This is a genomic window from Halogranum rubrum, assembly GCF_900114455.1.
In the GTDB taxonomy this organism is placed as follows: domain Archaea; phylum Halobacteriota; class Halobacteria; order Halobacteriales; family Haloferacaceae; genus Halogranum; species Halogranum rubrum.
This window is the reverse complement of record NZ_FOTC01000002.1, coordinates 534216-559968: the sequence shown is the minus strand read 5'-3', so window position 1 is coordinate 559968 and position 25753 is coordinate 534216. Positions and strand designations below refer to the sequence as shown.

Here is a 25753-nt window from a genome sequence, read left to right as displayed (position 1 = left end):
GAAAGTGCGTGTCCCTGTTTCGAGTCGAGTGACGAAGTTACAGCCGAACCGGCACGTCGCGCTCGTCGAGGTAGGACTTGACGTCCTGAATCGAGTACTCGTCGAAGTGGAAGATGGAGGCGGCGAGTCCGGCGTCGGCACCGGCCTCGGTGAACACCTCGTACATGTCTTCGGGGCCACCGCATCCCGACGAGGCGATGACCGGAGTCGAGACGTTGTCGCAGACAGCCTTGGTGAGCGGGATGTCGTAGCCATCCTTGGTTCCGTCGGCGTCGATGGAGTTGACGAACAGTTCACCCGCACCGCGGGATTCGGCCTCGCGTGCCCACTCGACGACGTCGATGCCGGTTCCTTCGCGGCCACCTTTGATGGTACACTCGAACCAGCAGGACTCGCCGTCGACGTCGGCGTAGAACTCGCCCTCTTCGTCGTAGCGGCGGCGCGCGTCGACGGAGATGACGATACACTGATTGCCGAACGCCTTCGCGCCCTCTTCGACCAGTTCGGGTCGCTGGAGTGCGGCAGTGTTGATAGAGACTTTGTCTGCGCCGGCGCGGAGCGTCTCTTTGATGTCGTCTTTCGTGCGGATGCCGCCGCCGACGGTGAGGGGGATAAATACCTCGTCGGCGACGCGGGAGACGGTGTCGAGCATCGTCTCGCGGCCGTCGGCGGAGGCGGTGATGTCGAGGAAGACGAACTCGTCGGCCCCGGCCTCGTTGTACTGTTTGGCCATCTCGACGGGGTCGCCGGTGTACTTGAGGTCCTCGAAGTTGACACCGGTGTAGACGGCGGGGTTGCCATCCTCGTCTAAGTCGACGTCGATACAGGGGATGATGCGCTTCGTCAGCATTTGAGTGAGTGAGAGTTTGCGAGTGTCGGGTTTCACGGTTTCGACTACGGCAGGTGTACGTCGGCGCCGGCCCGAGGTGTGTTATGTCGCCCTCCTGAACGACTCGTATGGTCTCCGTGGTCTCCGCGATACCCGTGGTAGATGTAGTAGCGGCGGTGTTGGTACTCGAGGACTTGACGTCGACAGCGGTTCGTCTCTTGCGTCTGTACGGGCCGTTCGTCCTCTGTCTGTTCACGTTTCTGGAGACGTCGATGCTCTTTCCGTTCCTCCCGAGTGAAGTCGTCGTCCCGGCGGCCGCCGCTCTCCTCGTCACCGACCCGCTTTCGTTTCTCGTCTTCGTGACGGCGGCGACGGTCGGTGGAACCGTCGGCGCGTTCGTCCCCTTCTACGTGTTCGCCGACACCCGCGTCGGCCGAGCGAGTTGGATTCGAGCGCGAATCACCGTCTCGGAGGGAAGAATCGAGCGCGGACAGCGGTGGTTCCGCGAGCGGGGACAGTCGTCCGTGTGCTGGGGACGATTCTTGCCTGTCCTCCGGTCGGTCATCTCCATCCCTGCTGGGCTGGCCAACATGGACCCACAGCGGTTCGTCGCGTACACGGCCATCGGGACAGCCGCGTTCTACGCGGCGACCGGAGCCATCGTCTACTATGGGCGGCAACAATCCTTCTTCGCGACCGCCGTGGAGTTCGTCAGCAGTAGACCGCTCGTGGCCGTCGTCGGTCTCGCCGCGCTCTTCGGTCTGGGGTACGTCGGGAGACGGTGGGCCGACGGTCAGCGTCAGTAAATAGTACTCAGCCGTCGTACTCGTCTGTCACGTCTTCGAGGTGGACGATACCCGACGGGACCCGATACGCGGCCACGACAGACCGGTCGGCGTCCGGGCTGTTCTCCGTCTTGTCGACGGCGTAGCCGACGTAGGTGCAGTTCTCGCGGGTGAACTCCACGACCGAGTAGCCCCAGTTGTGACCGTCGAAGAACTCGATGTGGGGGTTCATCAGCGGAATCAGCCACGAGAGCAGCGGTTCGGTGAGCTTCTTGCGCCACCCGCGCGTCAGGTGGAGTGCCTCGGCGGCGTTCAGCGACGTGATGGCGGGCGTCATGAACTCGACGCCGATACGGTCGCCCTGCGCGACACCCTCGCCGCCGGTCACGCGGCCGGGATACGAATCCTGCTGGTAGGCGGCGACGTAGCTGTGCATGTCGCCGGTGAGCGTCACGAAGTTGTCGACGTTCGCCGCCGCGACGGCTTCGGTGATACGCTGTCGCTCTCGGGTGTAGCCGTCCCATCCGCCCTGTACCGGGTAGAGCGAGAGCGGTCCCGACCCGAGGCGGAACGGGACGGTCAGCACTTCGTCGGCCCACACCGTCCACTTCCCCTCCGACTCGGTGAGCGTCTCGACCAGCCACTCGCGCTGTTCGTCGCCGAGCATCGTCCGTCCCGGTGGTTCACGGTGCGGGCCGACGTTGTCGACGGTGGGGATAGCCTCTCGTGGCGGGTCGCGGAAGAGTCGCTCGTCGGTCAACACGAGGTCGACGAGGTCACCGAACTGGAAGGTGCGCCAGAGGCGGAACCGCTCCTGCAACGACTCGCCGTTCGGGTCGTACTCGACGCGGGCCGGCATGAACTCCCACCACGCGTGCATCGCGTCGGCGACGAGTTCGGTCATGAACTCCGGGTCGTCGCCGCGCGGATGGTCGCCGGCGGGTGCGTCGGTCACGCGGTCCCAGTAGACGTCGTTGACCATCTCGTGGTCGTCCCATCCCGCGATGAGCGTGTGCGACTCCAACGCCTCCTGCATGAAGCGGTCGCTTCGATAGAGTCGGTAGAGATAGCGGTAGTCGCCGAGACCCCAGACCCGCTCGTGGCCGCTCGGGAACGATTTCTCGCGGTCGGCGTAGTCGTACGACCCGAGACCTTTGAATGCCCCGTCATCGGACTCGTAGACGAAGTCGCCGACGTGGACGAGGAAGTCGACGTCTGTCTCGGCGACGTAGTGGAACGCGGGGTAGTAGCCGTTGAGGTAGTTCTGACACGCGAGCACCGCGAAGCGAATCGACTCCGGCGAGGCGTCGGCCGCGGGGAGCGTTCGACAGCGGCCGATACGCGAGGAGACACCACGGTAGACGAACCGGTAGTAGTAGGTCCCGTCGGCGTCCAGGTGGCCGTCGAGGTCGACTTTGACCGTGTAGTCGTGAGCACGAATCCGGTCGGCGTCGGTGACGACTCCTTCGTAGACGACGTCGGTCAGTTCCTCGTCGTGGGCGACTTGCACGCCCAGTGGTTCCTCGCCGTCGAAGACGTCGGGAGCGATTCGCGTCCAGACGATGACGCCCTCAGGTGTCGGGCCGCCGCTGGCGACGGATTGGGGGAACGTCTCGTCTGTGTCGGCAGTCTCGTCGACGTCGAAGACTTCGGTGTCCGGAGACGTGACGGGGTCGGTTGCGACGGCGATATCGTGCGAGTCGAGTTCCGAGAGGAGTTCGGCGTGACCGTCCGCGCCGCGATTTGGCTCGTCTCGCAAGTGCATGCCTCCATCGGACATTGCCAGGGGTTTGGAGTGGGGGTGCTTGCAGGTTCCGACTCTGTGCGCGTGCGGTATCGAAGTGTTTCCGAGGCCGTTCGTAGCACTGCAGGTGTTTAGAACACAGTCGATTCGGCGATTCACGACACCCGAAACACGACGAGAGACCGCACCGTCCACATCCTCCCCAGCCGACTCCTTCGTTCACTCGCTCACTCCGCTCGCTCGGTCACTCAGTCCTCCCTCGAAAGAGCAGAGCTCTTTCTGTCGCCGGACAGAACTGCTGTCCGGCTTCAAGCGATTCCTCTGGAATCGCCCTGCCCCTCGTTCGCAAGCTCACGAGGACCTCGCACGCGACTGGCAGCCGACGGAGCGACTGCCAGCGCGCGCCACCGCAGAACAGCGTGTGGGTCGTCAGTTCAGCTTGTACACCCGCGCCTCCCACGGCTGGAGGTCGGTCGTCTCGACGGCGTCCGCGTCGACGGTGTAGTTCGCGGCGAGCAGTTCGGCGTCCGACCCGGCGACGACGTCCGGCGGTTCGAACGTCGTCGACGTGTCCGAGACGTTGAGCGCGACGAGCGCCTGTTCGTCGCCGAGAGTGCGTGTGTACACCCACAGCTCCCCGTGCTCGGGCAGATAGAGGTCGTAGTCGCCGTAGACGAGCAGGTCCGACTCGTGATGCAAGTCGACGAGTCGTCGGTAGTAGTTCCACACGGAATCACGGTTCTCTCGTTCGGCCTCGACGTTGACCTTCTCGTAGTTCGGGTTGACCGGAATCCACGGCTCGCCGTCGGTGAACCCGGCGTACTCCTCGTCGGACCACTGCATCGGCGTCCGCGCGTTGTCACGGCTTCGGCGACGAACGACGTCCAGCATCTCCGTCTCGTCGGCGAAGCGTCCTTCCTCGCGGGCGATACGGACGTTCTTGAGCGTGTCGACGTCGCGTACCTCGTCGAGGCTCTCGAAGGGATAGTTCGTCATCCCCAGTTCGTCGCCTTGGAAGATGTAGGGCGTCCCCTGAAGTGTCGTGAGGAGCGTCGCCAGCAGTTTCGCGGATTCGGCGCGGTAGACACCGTCGTTGCCGAACCGCGAGAGGATGCGTGGCTCGTCGTGGTTACCGAGGAAGACGGCGTTCCAGCCCTCGTCACCGAGTCCCTCCTGCCAGTAGCTCATCGCTCGCTTCAGTTCCGGGAGTTCGAACGTCCCGTGGCTCCACCGACCGTTCGGCCCGAAGTCGAGTCGAAGGTGGTCGAAGGTGAACGCCATCGACATCCCGTCGGCGGAGTACGCTCGCGCCTGTTCGGCGTCCACGTTCGCCATCTCGCCGACGGTCATCGCGTCGTACGGTTCGATGACCTCCTCGTGCATCTCCGAGAGGTAGTCGTGGATACGCGGCCCGTTCATGAAGTGGTCGGCACCGACGACGAGTGCGTCTTCATCCTCGCTATCCGGGAGGCCGTCGGGTTTCGAGAGGAGGTTGATGACGTCCATCCGGAAGCCGTCGATTCCCTTCTCCAGCCACCACTCCATCATGTCGTAAATCTCCTCGCGGACTTCGGTGTTCTCCCAGTTCAGGTCGGGTTGTTTGCTATCGAAGATGTGGAGATACCACTCGCCGGTCTGCTCGTCGTAACTCCACGCCGGTCCGCCGAAGAACGACTCCCAGTTGTTCGGCGGTGCTTCACCACTCGGCCCGTGCGGGCCGCCTTCACGGTCGACCTGTCGGCCTTCGCGCCAGATGTAGTAGTCGCGGTACTCGTTGTCCGTCGACTTTCGGGACTCTTCGAACCAGATGTGTTCGTCGGAGGTGTGGTTGACGACGAGGTCCATGATGAGCTTGATATCTCGCTCGTGGAGCTTCGCCAACAGTTCCTCCCAGTCGGCCATCGTTCCGAACTGGTCGTCTATCGAGCGGTAACTCGAGATGTCGTACCCGTTGTCCGCGCCGGGCGACTCGTAGATGGGGTTCAGCCAGACGACGTCGACGCCAAGGTCGTCTAAGTACTCTACCCGTTCGATGATACCCTGAATGTCACCGACGCCGCTTCCGTCGGTGTCGTTGAAACTTCGGGGGTAGATCTGATAGACGACTGCCTCCTTCCACCACTGGCGGTCGATGTCCGACTGAGTCATTGTCGACAGTCGCTCGTGAGTTTCCTTTGATTCTCCGGTTCGACCGACGTATGACAAAGAGAGACAGTTTCACCCGACTGTCGAGACGACACGTCGTCGCGACAGTCTACGAAAGGTGGTACACGCGCGCTTCCCACGGTCGGAGCGCGAACTCCGTCGGGTCCGATTCGACGTCTTCGTCGTAGTTCGAGACGAGCAGTTCCGTGTCGAGGTCGGCGACTTCGCCTGCGTGGAGGGGGAGTTCGTCGGCGTAGGTCGCGTGGTCCTCGTCTTCGCGCGGCAGTCGGAACTGCTGGTCTTCGCTCGTGAAGTTCAACACGACGAGCAGACGTTCGTCGTCTAGCGTCCGGGTGTAGGCCCAGAGGTCGGTGTGGCTCGGCCAGAGGTCGTCGTAGCTCCCGTAGACGAGCACGTCGCTCACGTCGTCGTCGTCACGGAGCGCGATGAGGTTACGGTAGTAGTGGAACACCGAGTCGTCGTCCTCGCGGGCCGTGTCGGCGTTTATCTCCTCGTGGTTCGGGTTGACTGCCAGCCACGGTTCGCCGTCGGTGAAGCCAGCGTGTTCCTCGTCGGTCCACTGCATCGGCGTCCGCGCGTTGTCACGACTCAGCGCAGCGACCGAATCTTTCACGTCGTCGAAGTTCTCGATGACACCCTCGTCGAGAGCGTTCTGGACGGGGTTGAGCGTGTCGACGTCTTGGTAGTCGTCGAGGCGCTCGAAGGGGTAGTTCGTCATCCCGAGTTCCTCGCCCTGATAGATGTACGGCGTCCCGTGGAGCGTGTGGAGGAGCGTCCCCAGCAACTTGGCGGACTCGACGCGGTACTCCACGTCGTCGCCGAAGCGCGAGACCATCCGTGGCTGGTCGTGGTTGTTGAGGTAGTTGCTGTTCCAGCCCTCCCCTTCGAGGCTCTTCTGCCAGTGTCGGAAGACGTCCTTCAGGTCGGTCAGGTCGTAGCCGTAGTACTCCCAGACGTCGCCGCCGCGGTCGAGAAGCATGTGGTCGAAGTGAAACAGCATGCCTAGGCCGTCGCCGTCGCGGCCGACGTACTGTCGGGCGTCGTCCATCGACACGTCGCCGACAACCTCGCCGACGGTGAGCAGGTCGTCAGAGAGGACGCGCTCACCCATCTCACCGACGTACTCGTGAATCTTCGGCCCGTCGAACGTCGCGTCGAAGCCGTCGGGTTCCGGCGGGTTGTGCTCGGTGACGCTCGGCGGCTTGGAGATGAGGTTGATGACGTCCATCCGGAAGCCGTCGATGCCCTTCTCCAGCCACCACTCCATCATCGAGAACACCTCTTCGCGGACGTCTTCGTTCTCCCAGTTCAGGTCCGGTTGCTTCACGTCGAAGAGATGCAGGTACCACTCGCCGACGTCCTCGTCGTACTCCCACGCCGGACCGCCGAAGAACGACCCCCAGTCGTTCGGTGGGGCTTCGTCGTCCGGACCAAGGTGGCCGGTCCACCCGTCGACGTCCGTCCGTCCGTTCCGCCAGATGTAGTAGTCGCGGAACTCCTCGTCGCCCTCGCGGGACTTGACGAACCACTCGTGTTCGTCGGAGGTGTGGTTGACGACGAGGTCCATGATGAGTTTGATGTCTCGGTCGTGGAGACCGTCGAGTAGGTCCTCCCAATCACTCATCGTCCCGAACTCGTCCATGATGGACTGATAGTCGGCGATGTCGTAGCCGTTGTCCGCGTTCGGCGACTCGTAGACCGGGTTGAGCCAGACGACGTCGACGCCGAGTTCGTCGAGGTAGTCCAACTTCTCGATGATGCCCGGAATGTCGCCGACGCCGTCGCCGTCGGTGTCGTTGAAACTGCGCGGATAAATCTGGTAGACGACCGCCTCTTTCCACCACTGGCGGTCGATGTCTGCACTGTCCATGCGTGGTGCTCACGCGCCGATGGTTTAACAGTAGCTTGTGAAAGTCATTCACGGAAGCCCGTACGTCGTCGCGCGGTCGACCGTGCCACAGTTGCACAGTCGACGATAGTTGTACTTTAGTAGCGGCGAATCCGACAGTGTGATATGGACGACTCACACACCGGCGAGCACGACAGCCACGACCACGGCGGCAACGAGGAGGGGCGTATCACGTCGCCGATGCAGAGTTTCACGATGAGTCAAGTCGGCACGGGCATCGTCGTCACGCTCGTCGGCCTCGCCGTCGTCTTCGGTGTACCGCTGCTCTTGGCCTGAACGCGTCTGCAGATTCTCACGTCGTCACCGTCACGTTCCCCGCCTGAGCCTCGGCGGTAGCCCCGTCCACGAACTCCTCGTGGCCTGCGAAGACGACGACGATGTCGGCGCCTGCGCGGATCGAGCGGAAGTGCGACGTCTCGCCGTCTTCGGTGTCGACCCACGTCTCACCTCGCTTCTCCGCACGGCTATCGAGATACTCGGTCAGCACCGTCTCGAACTCCGTTGCGTTCGCGGTGTCGTCCCATCGAAGCGCCCACGCATAGCCGGTTCGGCCCTCGGAGGTGAACTCGATTTGCGTGTCGTTCCCCCAGCCATCTGCCCCGCTAACCGCCGCCGACCGACTCAACTCTTCTCGGAGTGCGACGCGGAGAAACAGTTCACCCATCTGGTCGTCGCCGAGACGTTTCCAGTCGTTGGCTGCGGCCGACCCATCCGAGGAATCCGACTCGACAGACACCGAGAGTGGCGTCGGCGGTTCAGTTTCCGGCGAGAGGTTGTGGAGTACCTCTTCTGTCGTCTTCGGCGGACGCTGATACACTCGACTTACGTCACGAGGCGAGTCGACGCGGGAGACGACGTACTGCTGGCCGAAGTAGTACGGTGCGTTGGCGTAGCGAACTGCGCCACGTGACGCCTCGTAGCTTCGTCGGTTCGATGCGAGGACCGACGCCGTCGAGACGCCGTATCTGTCGATATACGTCTGCGTGGTAAACTCGGCACTTCCCTCAACGACGGCCGAGTAGACGGCTCGTTCGTCGGTCGAGTAGGTCGGTCCGAGCGATTCGCGAAGTGCGTACTCCCCACCAGTGCCCGACTGTACGGTGTGAACTTACTCGTGGGCGAGCGTCGTCTCGGTCTGGGTTTCGTCGTCGAGAATCTCGTAGTGGAGGTAGACGAGCGTCTGGTCGGGAACCCGTCCGGTCGCGACGAACGTCTCGTCCGTGCTGGGTGCTCTCGAGACGCCCCAAAGGTCGTGAAACGGCGAGACTGGTTGTGGAGAGAAAGCCAACGTCTCGTTCCCGGCGACTTGGACGTTGTACGGCCCGCCGAACTCCGTTCCGAGCAACACGGCGGTTCGGGCGTAGGTTCGATTCACGTCGACAGGGAGTGTCCCATTGACGACGACGATGTCGGTCGCTGTAGCGCGACTATCGACGACCGGAGATGTCGACGACGGAGATTCGTTCACCGACGACGTGCCTTCGGGAGGAGTGGCTGTCGGAGCACTGCACCCAGCGAGAACCAAGAGGAGGGAGAGAGCGACTGCAGCGGGTTTGCGCATATTTCAGACCGGAGTCGAGTGCCGAAAAGTGTTCGCGTCCGACGTTACTCCAGTTCGCGCTCGATGACGTCCCGCAGTTCCGCAATCGACGCCGCGTCGTAGACGAGTTCTTCATCACTCACCGAGAGCGAGAGCGTGCCGTCCGTCGTCGCCGCGCCGATTTCGGTCACGGGTGCGACGCCGTCGAACGCCTCGCGAACTGCCTCGGGGTTCGTCGTCTCGACGACGACGCGGCCTGGCGTCTCGTCGAAGAGTGCGATTTCGTCGGCGAGTTCGACGTCTGCACCAGCCGTCTCGGTGACCATCTCCGCGAGCGACACCGCGAGGCCGCCGTGGCTCACGTCGTGCGTGGCGAGCGTCGACTCGTCGTCGGCGACGGCGGCGAGGGCGGCCACGAGGCCCGCGGGGTTCGCCGGGAGCGTCGGGAATCGGTCGGTTCCGCCGGTCTTCGCGAGGTACTCCGACCCGCCGAGTGCGCCGCCCGCCTCGCCGACGAGGAGGAGCGTTCCCTCGCCCGAGAAGGCGGCGGGCGGGGCGTCGTAGCCCGCCTTGCTGCCGACCATCGCCAGCGTCGGCGTCGGCGGAATCGGCCCGGAGACCGAGTCGTTGTAGAGCGAGACGTTCCCACCGACGACGGGAGTCGAGAGGGTCCGACACATGTCGGCGAGACCGTCGACGATACCTTTGAACCCGCCGTAGACGGCGGGTTTCTCCGGATTGCCGCCGTTGAGACAGTCGACGGCCGCGAGCGGCGTCGCACCCTTCGCGGCGAGGTTGGTCGCGTTTTCGAGGGCGACGGCGCGCGCACCCTCGTAGGGGTTCGCACTCGTCCAGTTGGGGTTCGCACCCGAGGAGAGTGCGAGACCCGCGCCCGCCTCGCGCAGAGCGATAATGGCCGCGTCGTCGCCGGGACCGACGCTCGTTCGGATGCCGACTTCGTGGTCGTACTGTCGGTAGACCCAGCGTTTGCTCGCGGTGGTCGGACTGCCGACGACAGCCTCGAACGCTTCGGTGAGGTCCGCTTCTGGTAGGTCACGTTCCTGCGGTTCCGAGGCGACGGCGTCGAGGTCGTTCATCGGTGCGCCGTCGGCGAGGAACTCGGGGGGAACGTCGACGACGACGTCGCCGTCGAAGGTACAGACGTAGTTGCCGTCGGCGACGTCGCCGATGACCGAGCAGCCGAGGTCGTACTTCTCGGCGATGTCGGCGACGCGTTCGACGTCTTCGGGGGCGACTTCGTAGCACATCCGCTCTTGGGACTCCGCGAGCAGAATCTCTAGAGCGGACATGTTCGGTTCGCGCTGGTGGACGCGGTCGAGGTCGATTTCCGCGCCGAAGCCGCCTTTGGCGACGAGTTCGCTGGAGGCACCGCCGAGACCGGCCGCACCGAGGTCGCGCGCGGAGAGAACCAGTCCCTCGTCGACGAGGTCCTCGTTGGCCTCGATGAGGAGTTTCTCCGTGTACGGGTCGCCGACTTGGACGGCGGGACGGTCCTCGGTCTCGGCGTCCTCGGCGAGGTCCTCACTCGCGAAAGAGGCCCCACCGAGTCCGTCGCGGCCGGTCGCGTTGCCGACGAGGACGAGTTTGTTGCCCGCCGCTTGGGCTTCGGCGGTGACGAGACGGTCGGGGGTCGTCAGACCCACACAAGCGACGTTGACCAGCGGATTACCGACGTAGCCCTCGTGGAAGTCGACGCTTCCGGCCACGGTCGGAACGCCGATACAGTTGCCGTAGTGGCTGATTCCTTCGACGACGCCCTCGAAGAGATAGCGCGAGTGTTCGCGGTCGAAGTCGCCGAAGTACAGCGAGTCGGCGAGCGCGATTGGGTAGGCACCCATCGACAGGGTGTCACGGACGATGCCGCCGACGCCCGTCGCCGCGCCGTCGAACGGGTCGACGTAGGACGGGTGGTTGTGGCTCTCGATGCCGAACGTGATGTACGTCTCGTCGTCGCCCTCGTACAGCGGAACGGCGACGACGGCCGCGTCGTCACCCGGACCGATGACGACGTCGTCGCTCTCGGAGTCGAACGCCGACAAAAGCGGGCGCGAAGACCGGTACGCGCAGTGTTCGCTCCAGAGGTTCTCGAACAGTTCTCCTTCGGCGGGTGTCGGGTCCCGACCGAGTTCGTCCCGGATGAGGTCGTAGTCCGTGTCGGGCAGGCTCATTCACCTTCCTGTTGATAGAGGGGCTGTTAATGCTTTTCTATGTGCACGTACGTGTACATTAGCGGCAGTAGACAGGGTTGGAGCGGCGTCGACGCGGACTCCAGCAATCCGGTACACATAACACGGTTCGTCGTTTCAGAGTTCACCAATGAACGAATCAGTCGTCTGGGGAGGAATAGGCGTCCTGCTCGCCATCGGTGGTCTGGGTATCATCGCACCGGAGTTCCTGCACGAACTCCAGACCCACGGACCGGGGTCACCCATCGCGCTCTACGGTATCGGCGTCGTCGTCGCCGTCCTCCTGACGATACTCATCGTCGTGCCGAGCGTCATCGCCGGCGAATAATCGACTCACCCCGTACGCATCGAGTCAGTGACTTCGCCAGAGAGACGGTCTGTCTCCGCGAAGTAAACGATTGAGTGACACTCACTGTCCGGACCGCGGGTCTTTTTAGCGGGTGGTTCTTACCCCCGTTCGTGTTATCGGTCGAGTTGCACACGCACTCGTCGCTGTCGTACGACGGACGTGATCCGGTGGACCTACTGCTGGAACAAGCGGCCGCAGTCGACCTCGACGCGATCGCCATCACCGACCACGACGAGATCGACGCCAGTCTCGAAGCCGTCGAGAGAGCACCCGACTACGGTCTCGTCGGTATCCCGGGGATGGAGGTCACGAGCGCCGCAGGCCACGTACTGGCGTTCGGTATCGACAAACTGATTCCCGCAGGGCTCTCGTTCGACGAGACGCTCGACCGTATCCGCGACCAGGGGGGAGTCGCGGTCGTTCCCCATCCGTTCCAGAAATCCCGCCACGGCGTCGCCCCCCACGTCACTCGCGACCAGTTGGCGAGTGCCGACGCCATCGAGGTGTACAACTCCCGACTCCTCACCGGTCTCGCGAACCGCAAAGCCGAGAAGTTTGCCGAGCGACGCGGCCTCCCGATGACGGCCGGGAGCGACGCGCACATCAGCGAGATGGTCGGTCAGGCTGTCACCGAAGTCGCGACGGACGAACGCGACGCGAGCGCGATTCTCGACGCCATCGTCGACGGTGAGACGAGCTACGTCGGGTCGCGTACACCGTGGCGCATCAGCTTCCGACAGGCCGCCGGCGGCGCGAAGCGACGGATGAAACACGGCTTCGCCGACCTGCTCTGATGGACGGTGCAGCCCTCGAAGTCGTCCGCGATGCACTCGACACGGGCGACCCGTTGCCCGGAACCGGTGGCTTCGCTGGGGAAGTCGACGGCCGACTCGTGCGAGACGTACTCGGACGGTATCCGCTGTTCTCGGAACGTGGTGACGAGACCCGATGGAGCACCGACCGGACGGACCTCGACGACCCAGTTCGGGTCCCACCGGGCGTCGCTCGCGACGCAGGTGGTGACGAGGTTGTGTGGTCACTCCCCGAACCCCCCGTCTCTCCTCCCGACGAGGCAATCGGCGCCGTCCGCGACGCCGTGTCGACGAGCGTTCGAGACGTCGACTCCGAGAACCTCGCCGTCGCCTTCTCCGGCGGCGTCGACTCCGGACTCGTCGCCGCGGGCGTTCCAGATGCGCCGCTCTACGTCGCTGGGTTCGAGGGGAGTCACGACGTCGCCGCGGCGACGGCGGCCGCCGATGCGATGGACCGAGAACTCCGCGTCGTCGAACTTACCCACGACGCGCTTCGACAGGCGGTTCCGGAACTCGTCTCGGCTATCGGGCGAGATAACCCGATGGATATCCAGATAGCTCTCCCGCTCTATCTCACCGCGAAGCAGGTCTCCGAAGACGGCTACGACCGTCTCGCCGTCGGCCAAGGTGCAGACGAGTTGTTCGGTGGCTACTCGAAGGTCGTCGCCCCCGCGACCGACCACCGTGTCGAGGCCGACACGGTTCGGGGGGCGACACGTGAAGTCGTTGCGACGCTCCCCGACCAGTTAGAGCGAGACGTACTCGCGTTGCGGGCGGCGAGCGTCGAACCGGTCGCACCGCTCCTACACGACCGCGTCGTCGACGCGGCGCTTCGACTCCCGGCCGAGTTGCTGGCGACGGAAGACGAACGAAAGGTTGCGCTCCGGCGGGCCGCAGACGGCGTGCTTCCGGACTCGGTCACGAGTGCGGACAAGAAGGCGGTCCAGTACGGAACCTACGCCGCTCGCGAACTCGACCGACTGGCGCGGCAAGCGGGATTCAAGCGACGGATGGACGACCACGTCGGACAGTACATCCGCTCGCTCTGTGAAGAGTAGCAGTTCTCGGAGTGAGCGAACAGGCGACACGGCTGTGTAGAGAGTGACGCGAAGCGGTGTATCGCACACCCGCAGACCGCTACGCGGTGACTCGTCAGCGCACGAGGTGTCTGGTCGCGCTCTTGTACTTGAACGTTCGTTCGCCTCGGGTTCTCAGTTAGACGTCTCGGTGACCGTCTCGATAGCTTCGACGCCAATCTGTACGGTGTCGGGGTCGACGTCGCTCGCTCGGAGTTCGTCCGCAGTGTACCAGTTCCAGAGTTCGGAGTCCGCTTCGTCGTCGCCGTTGGGGTCGATATCTCGTCTATCGACACGGGCGAAGTAGACGTGGTCAATGTGTTGGTGACCGACTCGCCCGTCTTCGTGGACGTTGATGTCGTAGAGCATCATGTGGGCCGGTTGGGGGAGGGGTTCACCGGCAGGCGCGTCGACGTCTGCCACGTCGGCGGCGAGCGTCGCGTCGAGTCCCGTCTCTTCTCTGACTTCGCGGAGGCCCGCCTCGTGCGGGAGTTCGTCTCGGTCGACGTGACCGCCCGGCGGGACACGAATCCCCAATCGTGCGTGGTGGTGGAGGGCAGTCGCCCCGTCGTTGACGATGTAGACCGTCGCGGTGAAGTGACGTGTCGTCTCCATACGGATGGCTCTGAACGGTGGGACTTGCCGATTCCGACTCGGGGTGGATGGAGTAGATAGAGTCGTCAGCGACGAAAACACGGCGACGTGAATCGATTCACGCGACTCGTGAAGTGAAGAGACAGAAGGGGTTAGGGCATCTGAACTTGCTCTTCGGCTTCGAGCAGTTCGTGATACCGGTTGCGGATGGTGACTTCGCTGATGTTTGCGACGTCCGAAACCTCGCTTTGGGTGACCTTCTCGTTGGTCAAGAGCGAAGCGGCGTAGACGGCGGCGGCCGCGAGGCCGACCGGCGACTTCCCGCTGTGGACGCCCTCTTCTTTCGCGTTCTGGAGCAGTTTGCGCGCACGACGCTCGGACTCGTCGGAGAGGTCGAGGTCGCTGGCAAAGCGTGGGACGTACTGTTCGGGGTCCGCGGGCTGAATCTCCAGTTTGAGTTCGCGGACGACGTACCGGTACGTCCGGGCGATTTCGTCTTTGTCGACGCGGGAGACGCTCGCAATCTCGTCGAGACTCCGCGGCGTGCCGGCCTGGCGGGCCGCCGCGTAGAGGGCACTCGTCGCGACACCCTCGATGGAGCGGCCGGGCAGCAGGTCGTCGTCGAGCGCACGGCGATAGATGACCGACGCCGTCTCGCGGACGTTGTCCGGCAGACCGAGACCGGAGGCCATGCGGTCGATTTCGCCGAGCGCCTGCTTCAGGTTGCGCTCTTTGGAGTCACGGGTTCGGAACCGCTCGTTCCAGGTCCGCAGTCGCTGCATCTTCTCTCGCTGGCGACTGGACAGGGAGTTCCCGTAGGCGTCTTTGTCCTGCCAGCCGATGTTGGTCGACAGCCCTTTGTCGTGCATCATGTTCGTCGTCGGTGCACCGACGCGGGACTTCTGGTCTTTCTCTTTGGAGTCGAACGCTCGCCACTCGGGACCGTGGTCGATCTCGTCTTCGTCGACGACGAGCCCACAGTCGCTACAGACCGTCTCACCGTGAGCCGTGTCTGGGTTCAGCTGTCCTCCGCACTCCGGGCAGTGTAGCTCCTCCGAGGCCGACTCGTTCTCGGATTCTGTCTCTTCTTCCTCGCGCGAACGGGCACGCTGACCCGTGTAGCTTCGGACACTCTCAGTCATTGTGGGATAAGGGGGGGTGGGAGAGAAGTCTCTCTATCTCTCTGTCTCTATTCACTCATCTGTTGGACACCGAGCAACTTAACTCTGATGACCAATCGTGTGAAACAATCCCGTGACGGCGACTGACACGCGGCGACGACGGCACTGGACAGCCCGTCCGCCGCCGCATCGAAACCCTTACTCCCGGCCCGTGGCACCCTCGAAGTATGAGCCAATCCCGCGTTGACGCAGACGAGGTGCGTCACGTCGCCGAGCTGGCGCGGGTGAACCTCGACGACGACGAAGTCGAGGCGTTCGCCACGCAGTTCGCCGATATTCTGGAGTATTTCGACGCGCTCGACGAGGTACCGGAGGTCGACCGCGAGTCCGACCTCGTGAACGTGATGCGACCCGACGAGGTTCGTGAGGGTCTGTCACAGGAAGAAGCGCTCGCCAACGCACCGGAGACCGAAGACGGCTTCTTCAAGGGGCCGCGGGTGTCATGAGCGACCTCAACGCCTTCATCACCGAGGAGACTATCGACGGCGAGAGTGACGGACCGCTCTCTGGGAAGTCCGTCGCCGTCAAGGACAACATCAGCACGAAGGGACTCCGCACGACCTGCGGCTCTGCGATGCTCGAAGACTACGTCCCGCCGTACGACGCGACGGTCGTCGAACGACTGAAAGACGCAGGTGGGTCTATCGCCGGGAAGGCCAACATGGACGAGTTCGGGATGGGGACAACCACCGAAACCTCCGCCTACGGTCCGACGAAGAACCCCGTCGACGAATCGCGCGTCCCCGGCGGGTCCTCGGGTGGCAGCGCCGCCGCCGTCGCCGCGGGTGAGGCCGACCTCGCACTCGGGTCGGACACGGGTGGCTCCATCCGTTGTCCGGCCGCATTCTGCGGTGTCGTCGGGATCAAGCCGACCTACGGCCTCGTCTCCCGCTACGGTCTCGTCGCCTACGCCAACTCGCTGGAACAGATCGGTCCAATTGCACCGACAGTCGAAGAAGCGGCCGAACTCCTCGACGTCGTCGCCGGCCCGGACGCCCACGACGGCACGACGCGCGACGAGGGTGCAGACTCGGACTACGCGGGTGCCGCCGACGGCGACGTCGACGGCCTCACCATCGGCGTCCCTACCGAACTCGTCGACGGCGCAGACGAGGGCGTCGTCGACGCGTTCTGGGACGCGATCTCGGAACTGGAGGCGCAAGGTGCCACGTACGAGGAAGTCTCACTCCCCTCCGTCGACCACGCGGTACAAGCGTACTACGTCATCGCGATGTCCGAAGCCTCCTCGAACCTCGCTCGGTTCGACGGCGTGCGCTACGGGAAATCCGGCGGCTACGAGGGCAACTGGAACGAGTCGTTCGCGTCGGCCCGCGAAGAAGGGTTCGGCGCGGAGGTCAAACGTCGCGTCCTTCTCGGCACCTACGCGCTCTCGGCAGGCTACCACGACAAGTACTACGCCAAGGCCCAGGATGCCCGCGCGTGGATCAAACAGGACTTCGACGAGGCGTTCGCCGACGTCGACGTGCTCGCGTCGCCGACGATGCCCGTCCCGCCGTTCGAACTCGGTGAGAGTCTCGACGACCCCCTGCAGATGTATCTCGCAGACGCCAACACCGTCCCGGTGAACCTCGCGAACCTCCCCGCCATCTCCGTCCCGGCGGGCGAAACCGAGGGACTCCCCGTGGGGCTACAGCTCATCGGTCCGAAGTTCGGCGAGGAACAGATCATCCGCGCCGCCAGCGCCGTCGAACAGTAGACGCTGGGTCCCCGGTTCTTTTCGACTCGGTTCGACGACTATATACTCGATACTCGCTACCTGGGGAGACGGCTCTACAACGGTCCAGTCGCTGTTGCTCGTGTGTATCAAGAGTACGGCTATACCGACGGTGCGAGCGCACAGCACGCTCGTTGGTGTAAGAGAGTGGTAGCCAGCCGAAAAAGTCGGCTGGCCACCGTGGTCCCCGCTGACGCTTCGGCCCTCCAAGAACGAAGCGTCATCTTGGGTGAAGCACGCAACACTCATAATGCTACCGGCTTCGGCAGAGACAGTCACTCTGAGAGATGGATCAACCGAGCAAGAGTTTCTCCTTCACCGATACGAGACGCCAGTCTCTCAGTACCCACGACGGAACAGGTTCTTCTGCCCGTAGATGTACGCCGTGACGAGTGCAAGGACGAGTGCCTGGAGTAGCTGACCACTGAGGAGTGCGACGACGGTGTCGAACCCGTACAGAAACACGGCAACCGTCCACGCCCACGGCGTGAGCGTCACGAGACCGAACATGGTCAGCACTTTCAGCAGTGCCACCCCGAAGACGACGACACCGAAGACGAACCACGGAATTCCACCTGCGAGAAGGCCGAGTCCCTGCAGCACGTCGGGGATTGCGGTGAGCAGGCCGACGACGGCGATTATCTTCAGTCCGAGCGGTGCCGACCGATGTGAGTAGGAGGGCATCGGTCGTAGTTCTGACAGTGAAGATAAATGTCTTCCGCCGGTTCGAGCACTATCCCCGAAGCAGGTTCATCACCTCGTCGGCGACGTCGGACTCGACGGCGACGACGTAGCGGTTGCCGGGCGCGAGCACCGTCTCCGGGCCGCCGATGCGGTTGCCAGCGTAGTCGACGATGATGAGACTGCCCCGCGGTAAGCGAACCTCGCTGAGTTGTCGGCCCGCCGCCGGTGCGTCCTCGGCGATTTCGATTTCCAAAATCTCTACGTCGCCGAAGACGTCTTCGACCGTTCGGACGCCTTCGTCGGCGATTGCGTTCGCCGCGGCGCGCGCGCCGGTCCGTTCGGGAAAGACCACTTCGTCGACGTACTCGGCGTAGAGGTCGTCCGGGCGCGTCGTGGTCCGCATTACGGTTCGAACGTCGGCCATCCGCTGAGCGGCCATGCAGATAGCGAAGTTCGTCGCCTCGTCGTCGGTAAGTGCGGCGACGACGTCACAGCGCTCCGGTTGCGCCTGCCGGAGAATCGAGGGGCGCGAGGCGTCACCTTCGATGACCGTCGCGACGTACGCGTCGCTCAGGAAGGCGCTCCGTTCGGGATGTGCCTCGACGAGCGTGACAGTGTGTCCACGGTCGTCGAGCAGTTCGGCCGTCCGCACGCCAACCTCACCGCCGCCGGCGATGATGACGCGTAAATCTCCAGTGGTGTCGTCGGCGCTCATTTGTGTTCGTCCTCCAAGTCGAGGGGTTCGGCCTCTGCAATCACGGATTCGCGGCGCTCGCCCTCACCATATCCTCGGCGGGCCAAGAGCAAATAGACGACCCCACCGACGGCCAACCATCCGAGTGCGAGCGCCCACGTGAAGGGGTCGATGAAGAATCCGAGGAGGAGGTTACAGCCGATACCGAGAATCGGCGTGTACGGGTAGAACGGCATCTCGAAGGGGCGACGAAGGTCAGGTTGCTGTCGTCGGAGGCGGATGACGGCGACGTTGACGATGGTGAACCCCAGAAGCGAGAAGAGACTGGCGAGGTTGCCGACGACTTGGATGGGAACGACGACGACGGCGACGAGCATCACGGCGGCGCTGGCGAGGATGCCGACGAACGGCGTTCCGTAGCGGTGATGGAGCCGACCGAGTGCGGCGGGCAGTTGGCGTTCCCGGCCCATCGCGAACGCCACCCGACTAGAGCCGATGACGACGGCGTTGAGTGCGCTGATGGTCGAGAAGACGGCACCGAAGGCGATGATAGCCGCACCGGTTCCGACGAGCGGAAACGTGGGCATGAACCCCTCGGCGGCGCGGGCGACAGCCGTCTCACCCGCTGCACCGAGCGCCTCGGCACCGAGTGTCCCGATGGCGACGAAGATGACGAGGAGGTAGACGACGACAGTGACGACGACGCTCAGGATGATGGCCCGCGGGATGTTCACCGTCGGGTTCTCCACCTCCTCGGTCACCGTTGCAATGAGGTCGTATCCCTGAAACGCGATAAACGTCAGTCCCATCGCCGGAAGGAGCGCGATGGGACCCGCTTCGGGAAAGAACGGTTGGAACTCGTCGACGCGGGCCACCGAGAGGCCGAAGGCGACGAACACACCCAGGATGGCTATCTTCACGAGGGTGATAACCGTCTCTGCGCCCCCACTGGCCGCCGTCGACAGCGCGTTCAGCGCGACGAACACGACGACGACGAGCAGCGCGTACACCACGGGCGGACCGGGAAGGTCGAACCCGTAGATGTGGGCGAACTCGACGAAGTTCGAGGCGAACCCCAGCGCGTACAACGCACCAGCGATCATGTAGGTGAACCACCGCGTCCACCCCATGACGAACGATACGGGCGCGGAGAACACCTCGCGGACGTAGGCGTAGCCACCGCCGTTGCGCGGGATAGCCGCCGCGAGTTCGGCGTACGCCAAGGCGGTAAACGAGGTGACGACGCCGTTCAGTGCGAAGACGGCGATGACGGCTGGGCCGGCGATGTTCGCGGCGAGTCCAGTCAACACGAAGATTCCGGCCCCAATCATCGCGCCGATGCCGACCATGGTTGCGTCGAGCAGACCGAGGCTCGTCGCCGGTGCGCGTTCACCTGCTTTACTCACGGTCTCACCCACTGACGAGACCCGAAAGCGGCGAACTCGAACTCGCGAGACCGACGCCTGGGAAGCATTGCTAGAGAATATCTCGCGCTTCAGAGGTAAACAGTCGGGAAACTAGCAATCAGTCGGTATGTTCGCCAGTCCAGAAGGCGAAGATACGCTACGTGTGAACCGGCACCGCCACACGGAACGGTACTTTTTCCCCTTCCCCCTGCCCACCCCCGCTACGAATGTACATCGTCATCGTCGGCGCAGGAAACATCGGCACGCCGCTCATCGAGATTGCCACTGCCGGTGGCAACGAAGTCGTCGTCATCGAGCGTGACGAGGTGAAGGCCGAGCGAGCAGCGACCTACGACTGTCTCGTTATTAGCGACGACGCGACGGTGAAAGACACTCTCGAAGACGCCGGTGCCGACCGCGCAGACGCACTCATCTCGACGACCGACCAAGACGCGACGAACATCATGGTCTGTCTCCTGGGCAAGGAGTTAGAAGTCCCCAACATCGTCTCTGTCGTCCACAACCCCGAACATATGGGTCTCTTCCGTCGTATCGGCGTCAACACGATGGAGAACCCACAGCGACTCATCGCGGAGTATCTCTATCGGGCGGTCAAGCGCCCGTCTATCATCGACTACATGCGCATCGGCGAGCAGGCGGAGGTGTTCGAAATCACCGTCGGTAAGGACGCGCCTATCGCCGGGCTGACGATTCAGGAGGCGGCATCGAAGAACCTGCTGAGCGACGAGATGCTGCTCGTCGCCATCGAACGAAACGGGGAGGGCGACCCAATCACCCCGCGTGGGAACATCGAGATTCACGCCGGTGACATGCTGACCGTCTACTCCGGGGAGGGTGCGACGCCGGAGGTGACGGACGTCTTCGGCCACTACGAGGACCACGACTGATGGCACGACGACAGGTGATTTCGGGCGTCTCCATCGACCTCGCGACCATCGCCCGCGACATCGGGTCGCTCCTCGCGATGGAAGCCGCGTTGATGACTCTTTCTGTACTCGTCGCAGTCGTCTTCGGCGAGTGGTACGCCGCACTCGCGTTTCTCCTCGCTGGGGGCCTGACCGCGGCCGTCGGACTCGGCGCACGGTACACCTTCGCCGACGCACCGAACCCGGTGATGAAACACGGGATGATCATCGCCGCCGGTGGCTGGCTCTGCGTCGCCGTCTTCGGCGCTATCCCGTTCGTCCTCGGCGCATATCTCACGCCGACAGAGGTGCTCGCCGCCTACGGCGCACGCGGCGGTATCGACGTGTCGAGTCTCGCCGTCTTCCGCAACCCGCTTCACGCACTGTTCGAGTCGATGTCCGGATGGACCGGCAGCGGACTGACGATGGCGACGACCGAACCCAGTCTCCCCAGAGCGTTCCAGTGGTGGCGCTCGCTCATCCAGTGGGTCGGTGGCGTGGGCGTCATCGTCCTCACCGTCTCCATCCTCGCGCGCCCCGGTAGCGGGAGTTACGCACTCTACCGGAGCGAGGCACGAGAGGAACGGATTCACCCGAGTATCGTCTCGACGGTGCGGACCGTCTGGAAGATTTTCGTCCTCTACACCGTCCTCTCGGTCGCCGCACTCTTCGTCGCCATCCGCCTGAGTGACTACGGTTCACAACTGCCGCTCTGGGAGGTGGGCTGGCAGGCGCTCAACCACGCGATGACCGGTCTCTCGACCGGTGGGTTCAGCGTCACGGACAACTCCATCGCCACCTACGACTCGCCGCTCATCGAGACGGTGCTCTTGCCTATCATGACGCTCGGGGCAATCGCCTTCCCAATCCACTACGCCGTCCTGAAGGACAGAGACCTCTCGAAACTGTTCTCCGACCTCCAGACACGTTGGCTGTTCATCCTCTTCGGCGTCGGCGTCCTCCTGCTCTCGGCGCAGAACGTCGTCGCACTCACGAGTGCGTTCGAGCCAAGTGCGGGCTATTTCGGCCTGCAGGCGCTCGGGTTCTCGGGCGCGCAAGTCGACGCCATCCGCGACTCGACGTTCCAGTTTATCAGCGCACTCTCCTGTACGGGCTTTCAGTCGGCCCCCATCGGTGGTTGGGGGGCAGGCGGCAAACTCATCGTCGCCGCCGCGATGACGCTCGGTGGGGCCGCCGGGAGTACCGTCGGCGGCATCAAGATAATCCGTGCGTACACAATCGGCCGCGGCATCACGTGGCAGTTCTCGCGAGTGTTCCTCCCCTCGAACGCCGTCGTCAGCCTGAACATGGACGGCCGACGTCTGTCGCGCGACGAGATGGACCGTGAGTTCAGCGAGGCGGCGATGGTCAGTCTGCTCTGGATCGGCCTGCTCTGTGCGAGCAGCCTCCTGCTCGTCAACCTCGCCGGTCCGGACTTCACCTACGCCGACGCGCTGTTCGAAGTCGCCAGCGCACAGGGGAACGTCGGCCTCTCGACTGGCATCACTGGCCCGGACATGCCGGTGGTCGCCGAGGCGATGTTCCTCCTGAACATGTGGGTCGGTCGGCTCGAAATTATCCCGATTCTCGTCTTCGCTCGTGGCGTGCTGTACGGGTTGGAGCCGTAGCCGACGCAGTTCGCACACGTTCGATCCGACGGAGTTTCAGGTGACTTGTGTATGAGTCGTGTTGAATAGAGTGTGCGAGTCTTGCACGGCACCCGCTCCAACAGATGGGTGTAGAGTAGGTCAATACAGTCTGAGGACAGGGCGGTCGCTCAGTCTTCGAGATATGACTTCTCGATATGTTGGTCGCCCCCAACGAGTCTCGTCAGCCACCGGGTGACGATATCGAACACCGCGACGAGTGGCCCTAGTGCGCGTTCAACGTACGAAATCGGGCGCGCGACGCGGAGACTCCAGGACTGTGCATGAGCGAGTCCGTAGGATTTCGGCACGATTTCTCCGAAGACGAGGACGAGAACGCTCACGCTGAGTGTCGCAATCACGACGGTAAAACCGGGAGGGAGAAACCGCGCGACCAGGAGTGTGACGATGCTGGTGATGGCGATGTTGACGAGGTTGTTTCCGACCAACAGCGTGACGAGGAGTCGGTGCGGGTTCGCGCGGAGTTGTTCGAGCCTGTGGCTTTGGGTCGAACTGTCGTCCGTCGCGGTCTGCACCCACTCATCCGGGAGCGAAAAGATCGCGGACTCACTACTGGAGAAGAACGCGCTCAATGCCAGCAGAATCACGACTGCGATAAGTGACGGTACCAAAATCGAGTATGTACTCACACATCACTCATTCGCCAGAAGGTGTATGAAAACCCGTGGTCGGGTCCCGCTCAACTCTCCCGCTGATTCGGTAGGCAATATCTGAAAGAAGCAGGGCGCTGTGCTGACTTCATGTTCTCCATTCGGCTCTGTAGCTTCGCTAGACTGCGGCCAATTTGGCTATATTTCAGCCGATGTTCTCACAGTAAATCTCGTGAATCTTTTGCCAGTACCGACCGTTCGTTCCTTTGTTTTTCGCACAAACCGAGAGACTCCGGTTGATTTGACGAACGAGTCTCTCTACTGACTGTTTTGGGCCCACTTTCCACCAATTGCAGCGCAGTCTAGCGAAGCTACAGAGCCCTCCATTCAGCACACAGAATTCAAACGGTAGAAAAATTGTGAGCTTGAAGTGTACGAAGACTTCCGCTACTCGCAACAACCGCTCGAAAACGACTGCACAGCCAACTCATCCCTGTCCGCCGCGGAACATCGTCAACCGCCACGTGTCGGTGTCGACGTCGAGCGGCAGCACAGTTCCGGCGACGGCTTTGCGGACGTAGACGCCCATGACGAGACAGAAGAGCGCGAACCCGAAGGCGAACATCGCGCCGACGACGGCGTCTGCGCCGAGTCCGGCGAAGGCGAACGCGCCGAGAGCGTAGACACCGTAGCCAGCAGCGACGAGGGCGAGTAGGAGAAAGCCGTAGCCGACGACGTTCCCCACGAGCGCCTTCGTTCGCGTGGCGAGGGACATAGTGGAGGGCAATGTGAAGACTCGGTTAAAGCTTGGTGTCCCAGGACGAGTTGGCTGGGCGAGTGTCCCACAGCGCGGTGAGAGCAGATTCGTGTCGGCAGTCGACGTCGCCGACGTCGTCCGTCACTCGTCGGTGTCGACTCCGAACGGGAGGACGGTTCCGGCGACGGCCTTGCGAATAGTGACGCCCACGAACAGGCAGAACGACGCGACGCCGAAGAAGAGCGGTAGCCCGACGACGAGTCCGGGAATCGCAGCGTTGGCAACCAGAAGAACGAGAACGAAGCCGCCGCACAGCGCTGCTACCATCGCTAACAGCAGAAACACATAGCCGAGTAGGCTCCCGACGACCCGTGCTGTATCTCGGCTGGAGGGCACTATCGAATCGAGACAGTGGGCAGACAAGTGTCTGCTGGTGTCGAGAGAGAATAGAGAGTAACTACCGCCGCCAGTACTCCGGCGTCAGGAGCACAAGCACCGGGAGAATCTCCAGTCGACCGATCCACATCAGGAAGGTCATGAACACCTTCGACAGGTTCGAGAAGGAGAGATAGCTCCCCATCGGACCGGCGGTTCCGAACCCTGGCCCGACGTTCCCGAGCGTCGAGGCGGCGACAGTCATCACTTCCAGCACGGAGATGGTGAGGTCGACGCGGACGGCGTCGAGAAAGAGCAGGCCCGACGAGACGAAAAAGAGCACCAGATAGAGGAGTGTGAAGGCGTAGATACCGCGAATCGCGCGCTCGTCGAGTGCGCGGCCACCGAGTCGAACCGGGCGCACGGCGTCGGGGTGCGCCGTCGTGAACAGTTCACGACGGATGGATTTGAGGATGACGTACCAGCGGACGATTTTGATAGCCCCACCGGTCGACCCGGCCGAGCCACCGATGAACATCGCAAAGAGGAGCAGATACTGCGCCGGCGCGCTCCACGCGTTGAAGTCCATGCTGGCGTACCCCGTCGTCGTCACGACGGAGATGACTTGGAACGCCGCGTGTCGAACCGACGGTTCGACCTGCATGACGATTCGGTCGGTGAACTCCGCCAGATACGCGGCGTCGAACGTCCCGTCGACGGGAGCCTGCGTCACGAAGCCAGCGCCGACGAACAGCAGTCCGGCGAGCACCGCCGTCAACGAACCCATCACGCCGAGATAGAACCGGAACTCTGCGTCTTTGAACAGACGTTCTGTGTCGCCGGTGAGCGCGTGCCAGAACAGCGCGAAGTTGGTCCCGGCGACGATCATGAACGGGATGATTATCCACTGGGCGGCGGCGGAGAACGCTTCGATACTCCGGGCTTCGGGCGAGAACCCACCCGTCGGCATCGTCGTCAGGCCGTGGGCGACGGCGTTGTAGGCGGTCATCGCCGGGTCGACGCCGAAGACGTTGAGCGAGTAGAGCAGCAGGATTTCGAGGACGGTGAAGCCGAGGTACGCACCCCAGAGCGCGCGCGCCGTCTCGGCGATGCGCGGGGTGAGCTTCTCGATGCCGGGGCCGGGGGCTTCGGCGTCCATCAACTGCGCGCCACCCACGGAGAGTTCGGGGAGGATAGCGACGGCGAGGACGACGATACCCATCCCGCCGAGCCACTGGGTGAGCTGTCGCCACATCATGATGCCGCGCGTGTGCGAGTCGAACGAGATATCGCCGAGAACCGTCGCACCGGTCGTCGTAAACCCGCTCATGCTCTCGAAGAGCGCGTTTGCCGGATTGGCGAGCGTCGACTCGGGGTGGAGTGGTGCGAAGACGAAGGGGATACCGTGAGCCTCGATGAGGTACGGGATAGCACCGACGACTGCCACCGCGAACCACGTCAGTCCGACCATCAAGAACCCCTCTCTGGCCCGGATGTCCGGGTCGGGTCGCAACCGTTCGAGTCCGACACCGATACCTGCGGTGACGACCATCGTCACGAGGAACGGAACCACCGTCTCGTCGTAGACGAGCGCGACGAACACCGGAAACGCCAACGGTGCGACCAGATACTTCAGCACCGTCCCGACGAGACTCAAACTCGCACGGTAGTCGACACGGAGTTTCACGGGACCACACGCTCCTGCGTTCGGAACACAGTCGTGCGAC

At 63.4% G+C, this 25753-nt stretch carries 25 protein-coding genes; 9 read left to right on the top strand and 16 right to left on the bottom strand.

Features of this window, described 5'->3' with window-relative positions; translation table 11 throughout:
• Nucleotides 1-37: 37 nt before the first annotated feature.
• Entirely contained in the window at nt 38-850 is an 813-nt protein-coding gene (gene hisF, locus BM083_RS11085) for an imidazole glycerol phosphate synthase subunit HisF (RefSeq protein WP_089869420.1), read from the bottom strand.
• Nucleotides 851-957: 107 nt separating this feature from the next.
• On the opposite strand from hisF, the gene BM083_RS11080 reads away from it, so the two are divergent.
• Entirely contained in the window at nt 958-1635 is a 678-nt protein-coding gene (locus BM083_RS11080) for a DedA family protein (protein WP_089869418.1), read from the top strand.
• A 7-nt stretch (nt 1636-1642) separates the two neighbouring features.
• Here the strand turns inward: BM083_RS11080 and BM083_RS11075 are convergent, their stop codons facing one another.
• The 3 genes from BM083_RS11075 to BM083_RS11065 form a co-directional block, all read right to left on the bottom strand.
• Nucleotides 1643-3394, bottom strand: coding sequence for an alkaline phosphatase D family protein (locus BM083_RS11075; RefSeq protein WP_089869416.1), 1752 nt, complete (start codon nt 3392-3394; stop codon nt 1643-1645).
• Nucleotides 3395-3787: 393 nt separating this feature from the next.
• A complete protein-coding gene (locus tag BM083_RS11070) occupies nt 3788-5506 on the bottom strand; it encodes a glycoside hydrolase family 13 protein (RefSeq protein WP_089869413.1) in 1719 nt (572 codons plus the stop codon).
• A 106-nt stretch (nt 5507-5612) separates the two neighbouring features.
• Nucleotides 5613-7394 carry a glycoside hydrolase family 13 protein gene (locus BM083_RS11065; RefSeq protein WP_089869411.1) on the bottom strand — a complete coding sequence of 594 codons (1782 nt, stop codon included), beginning with the start codon at nt 7392-7394 and terminating at the stop codon, nt 5613-5615.
• 144 nt (nt 7395-7538) lie between these two features.
• Between BM083_RS11065 and BM083_RS23300 the strand changes: the two genes are divergently transcribed.
• Complete coding sequence (locus BM083_RS23300; protein WP_177197607.1) at nt 7539-7709, top strand: DUF7550 family protein; 171 nt, start codon at nt 7539-7541, stop codon at nt 7707-7709.
• 16 nt (nt 7710-7725) lie between these two features.
• On the opposite strand, the gene BM083_RS11060 is transcribed toward BM083_RS23300, so the two are convergent.
• From BM083_RS11060 to purL, 3 genes are all read right to left on the bottom strand, one after another.
• Nucleotides 7726-8250, bottom strand: coding sequence for a hypothetical protein (locus BM083_RS11060; RefSeq protein ID WP_089869409.1), 525 nt, complete (start codon nt 8248-8250; stop codon nt 7726-7728).
• Between the two features lie 291 nt (nt 8251-8541).
• A complete protein-coding gene (locus BM083_RS11055) occupies nt 8542-8994 on the bottom strand; it encodes a hypothetical protein (protein WP_089869407.1) in 453 nt (150 codons plus the stop codon).
• A 44-nt stretch (nt 8995-9038) separates the two neighbouring features.
• Nucleotides 9039-11162 carry a phosphoribosylformylglycinamidine synthase subunit PurL gene (gene purL / locus BM083_RS11050; RefSeq protein ID WP_089869405.1) on the bottom strand — a complete coding sequence of 708 codons (2124 nt, stop codon included), beginning with the start codon at nt 11160-11162 and terminating at the stop codon, nt 9039-9041.
• 148 nt (nt 11163-11310) lie between these two features.
• Between purL and BM083_RS11045 the strand changes: the two genes are divergently transcribed.
• From BM083_RS11045 to BM083_RS11035, 3 genes are all read left to right on the top strand, one after another.
• Nucleotides 11311-11508, top strand: coding sequence for a hypothetical protein (locus BM083_RS11045; protein WP_009366073.1), 198 nt, complete (start codon nt 11311-11313; stop codon nt 11506-11508).
• Nucleotides 11509-11639: 131 nt separating this feature from the next.
• On the top strand, nt 11640-12323 hold the full coding sequence (locus tag BM083_RS11040; RefSeq protein WP_089869403.1) for a PHP domain-containing protein: 684 nt from the start codon (nt 11640-11642) through the stop codon (nt 12321-12323).
• The gene (locus tag BM083_RS11035; RefSeq protein WP_089869401.1) at nt 12323-13399 is read left to right on the top strand and encodes an asparagine synthase C-terminal domain-containing protein; all 1077 of its coding nucleotides are present in this window, start codon (nt 12323-12325) and stop codon (nt 13397-13399) included. Before BM083_RS11040 ends, BM083_RS11035 begins: the two co-directional genes overlap by 1 nt.
• A gap of 153 nt (nt 13400-13552) precedes the next feature.
• Here BM083_RS11035 and BM083_RS11030 read toward each other — a convergent pair whose 3' ends face one another.
• Both BM083_RS11030 and BM083_RS11025 read right to left on the bottom strand, forming a co-directional pair.
• Nucleotides 13553-14032, bottom strand: coding sequence for an NUDIX hydrolase (locus tag BM083_RS11030; protein WP_009366076.1), 480 nt, complete (start codon nt 14030-14032; stop codon nt 13553-13555).
• A 131-nt stretch (nt 14033-14163) separates the two neighbouring features.
• The gene (locus BM083_RS11025) at nt 14164-15153 is read right to left on the bottom strand and encodes a transcription initiation factor IIB (RefSeq protein WP_009366077.1); all 990 of its coding nucleotides are present in this window, start codon (nt 15151-15153) and stop codon (nt 14164-14166) included.
• 206 nt (nt 15154-15359) lie between these two features.
• Between BM083_RS11025 and gatC the strand changes: the two genes are divergently transcribed.
• Together gatC and gatA are read left to right on the top strand one after the other, a co-directional pair.
• Nucleotides 15360-15638 carry an Asp-tRNA(Asn)/Glu-tRNA(Gln) amidotransferase subunit GatC gene (gene gatC, locus BM083_RS11020; protein ID WP_009366079.1) on the top strand — a complete coding sequence of 93 codons (279 nt, stop codon included), beginning with the start codon at nt 15360-15362 and terminating at the stop codon, nt 15636-15638.
• Nucleotides 15635-16909, top strand: coding sequence for an Asp-tRNA(Asn)/Glu-tRNA(Gln) amidotransferase subunit GatA (gene gatA / locus BM083_RS11015; protein WP_089869400.1), 1275 nt, complete (start codon nt 15635-15637; stop codon nt 16907-16909). Before gatC ends, gatA begins: the two co-directional genes overlap by 4 nt.
• Nucleotides 16910-17266: 357 nt before the next feature.
• Here gatA and BM083_RS11010 read toward each other — a convergent pair whose 3' ends face one another.
• The 3 genes from BM083_RS11010 to BM083_RS11000 are packed head-to-tail and all read right to left on the bottom strand — an operon-like array spanning nt 17267 to nt 19711.
• Entirely contained in the window at nt 17267-17611 is a 345-nt protein-coding gene (locus BM083_RS11010; RefSeq protein ID WP_089869398.1) for a hypothetical protein, read from the bottom strand.
• A 49-nt stretch (nt 17612-17660) separates the two neighbouring features.
• Nucleotides 17661-18326, bottom strand: a complete 666-nt coding sequence (locus BM083_RS11005) for a potassium channel family protein (protein ID WP_089869396.1) — start codon at nt 18324-18326, stop codon at nt 17661-17663.
• Nucleotides 18323-19711 carry an APC family permease gene (locus tag BM083_RS11000; RefSeq protein ID WP_089870064.1) on the bottom strand — a complete coding sequence of 463 codons (1389 nt, stop codon included), beginning with the start codon at nt 19709-19711 and terminating at the stop codon, nt 18323-18325. Before BM083_RS11000 ends, BM083_RS11005 begins: the two co-directional genes overlap by 4 nt.
• A 227-nt stretch (nt 19712-19938) precedes the next feature.
• Here BM083_RS11000 and BM083_RS10995 point away from each other — a divergent pair, with 227 nt between their 5' ends.
• Nucleotides 19939-20619 carry a potassium channel family protein gene (locus tag BM083_RS10995; protein ID WP_089869394.1) on the top strand — a complete coding sequence of 227 codons (681 nt, stop codon included), beginning with the start codon at nt 19939-19941 and terminating at the stop codon, nt 20617-20619.
• On the top strand, nt 20619-22265 hold the full coding sequence (locus BM083_RS10990) for a TrkH family potassium uptake protein (RefSeq protein ID WP_089869392.1): 1647 nt from the start codon (nt 20619-20621) through the stop codon (nt 22263-22265). The genes BM083_RS10995 and BM083_RS10990 overlap by 1 nt, the downstream gene beginning before the upstream one ends.
• A gap of 149 nt (nt 22266-22414) precedes the next feature.
• Here the strand turns inward: BM083_RS10990 and BM083_RS10985 are convergent, their stop codons facing one another.
• The 4 genes from BM083_RS10985 to BM083_RS10970 all read right to left on the bottom strand — a co-directional run bounded on the left by BM083_RS10985 (nt 22415) and on the right by BM083_RS10970 (nt 25713).
• Entirely contained in the window at nt 22415-22933 is a 519-nt protein-coding gene (locus BM083_RS10985) for a DUF21 domain-containing protein (RefSeq protein WP_089869390.1), read from the bottom strand.
• A gap of 448 nt (nt 22934-23381) precedes the next feature.
• Nucleotides 23382-23669 carry a hypothetical protein gene (locus tag BM083_RS10980; protein ID WP_089869388.1) on the bottom strand — a complete coding sequence of 96 codons (288 nt, stop codon included), beginning with the start codon at nt 23667-23669 and terminating at the stop codon, nt 23382-23384.
• 123 nt (nt 23670-23792) lie between these two features.
• Nucleotides 23793-24047, bottom strand: coding sequence for a hypothetical protein (locus BM083_RS10975; protein ID WP_143085715.1), 255 nt, complete (start codon nt 24045-24047; stop codon nt 23793-23795).
• A 61-nt stretch (nt 24048-24108) separates the two neighbouring features.
• Nucleotides 24109-25713 carry a TrkH family potassium uptake protein gene (locus BM083_RS10970; protein ID WP_089869383.1) on the bottom strand — a complete coding sequence of 535 codons (1605 nt, stop codon included), beginning with the start codon at nt 25711-25713 and terminating at the stop codon, nt 24109-24111.
• Nucleotides 25714-25753 lie beyond the last annotated feature (40 nt).

What these genes read in the sequence shown, in the direction of transcription:
- gatA (WP_089869400.1), top strand. Translation starts at nt 15,635, where the DNA reads ATGAGCGACCTCAACGCCTTCATCACCGAGGAGACTATCGACGGCGAG.
- BM083_RS11005 (WP_089869396.1), bottom strand. Translation starts at nt 18,326, where the DNA reads ATGAGCGCCGACGACACCACTGGAGATTTACGCGTCATCATCGCCGGC.
- gatC (WP_009366079.1), top strand. Translation starts at nt 15,360, where the DNA reads ATGAGCCAATCCCGCGTTGACGCAGACGAGGTGCGTCACGTCGCCGAG.
- BM083_RS11030 (WP_009366076.1), bottom strand. Translation starts at nt 14,032, where the DNA reads ATGGAGACGACACGTCACTTCACCGCGACGGTCTACATCGTCAACGAC.
- BM083_RS11070 (WP_089869413.1), bottom strand. Translation starts at nt 5,506, where the DNA reads ATGACTCAGTCGGACATCGACCGCCAGTGGTGGAAGGAGGCAGTCGTC.
- BM083_RS11010 (WP_089869398.1), bottom strand. Translation starts at nt 17,611, where the DNA reads ATGCCCTCCTACTCACATCGGTCGGCACCGCTCGGACTGAAGATAATC.
- BM083_RS11080 (WP_089869418.1), top strand. Translation starts at nt 958, where the DNA reads ATGGTCTCCGTGGTCTCCGCGATACCCGTGGTAGATGTAGTAGCGGCG.
- BM083_RS11065 (WP_089869411.1), bottom strand. Translation starts at nt 7,394, where the DNA reads ATGGACAGTGCAGACATCGACCGCCAGTGGTGGAAAGAGGCGGTCGTC.
- BM083_RS23300 (WP_177197607.1), top strand. Translation starts at nt 7,539, where the DNA reads ATGGACGACTCACACACCGGCGAGCACGACAGCCACGACCACGGCGGC.
- BM083_RS10990 (WP_089869392.1), top strand. Translation starts at nt 20,619, where the DNA reads ATGGCACGACGACAGGTGATTTCGGGCGTCTCCATCGACCTCGCGACC.
- BM083_RS11035 (WP_089869401.1), top strand. Translation starts at nt 12,323, where the DNA reads ATGGACGGTGCAGCCCTCGAAGTCGTCCGCGATGCACTCGACACGGGC.
- hisF (WP_089869420.1), bottom strand. Translation starts at nt 850, where the DNA reads ATGCTGACGAAGCGCATCATCCCCTGTATCGACGTCGACTTAGACGAG.
- BM083_RS10995 (WP_089869394.1), top strand. Translation starts at nt 19,939, where the DNA reads ATGTACATCGTCATCGTCGGCGCAGGAAACATCGGCACGCCGCTCATC.
- BM083_RS11045 (WP_009366073.1), top strand. Translation starts at nt 11,311, where the DNA reads ATGAACGAATCAGTCGTCTGGGGAGGAATAGGCGTCCTGCTCGCCATC.
- BM083_RS10980 (WP_089869388.1), bottom strand. Translation starts at nt 23,669, where the DNA reads ATGTCCCTCGCCACGCGAACGAAGGCGCTCGTGGGGAACGTCGTCGGC.
- purL (WP_089869405.1), bottom strand. Translation starts at nt 11,162, where the DNA reads ATGAGCCTGCCCGACACGGACTACGACCTCATCCGGGACGAACTCGGT.
- BM083_RS11055 (WP_089869407.1), bottom strand. Translation starts at nt 8,994, where the DNA reads ATGCGCAAACCCGCTGCAGTCGCTCTCTCCCTCCTCTTGGTTCTCGCT.
- BM083_RS11075 (WP_089869416.1), bottom strand. Translation starts at nt 3,394, where the DNA reads ATGTCCGATGGAGGCATGCACTTGCGAGACGAGCCAAATCGCGGCGCG.
- BM083_RS11025 (WP_009366077.1), bottom strand. Translation starts at nt 15,153, where the DNA reads ATGACTGAGAGTGTCCGAAGCTACACGGGTCAGCGTGCCCGTTCGCGC.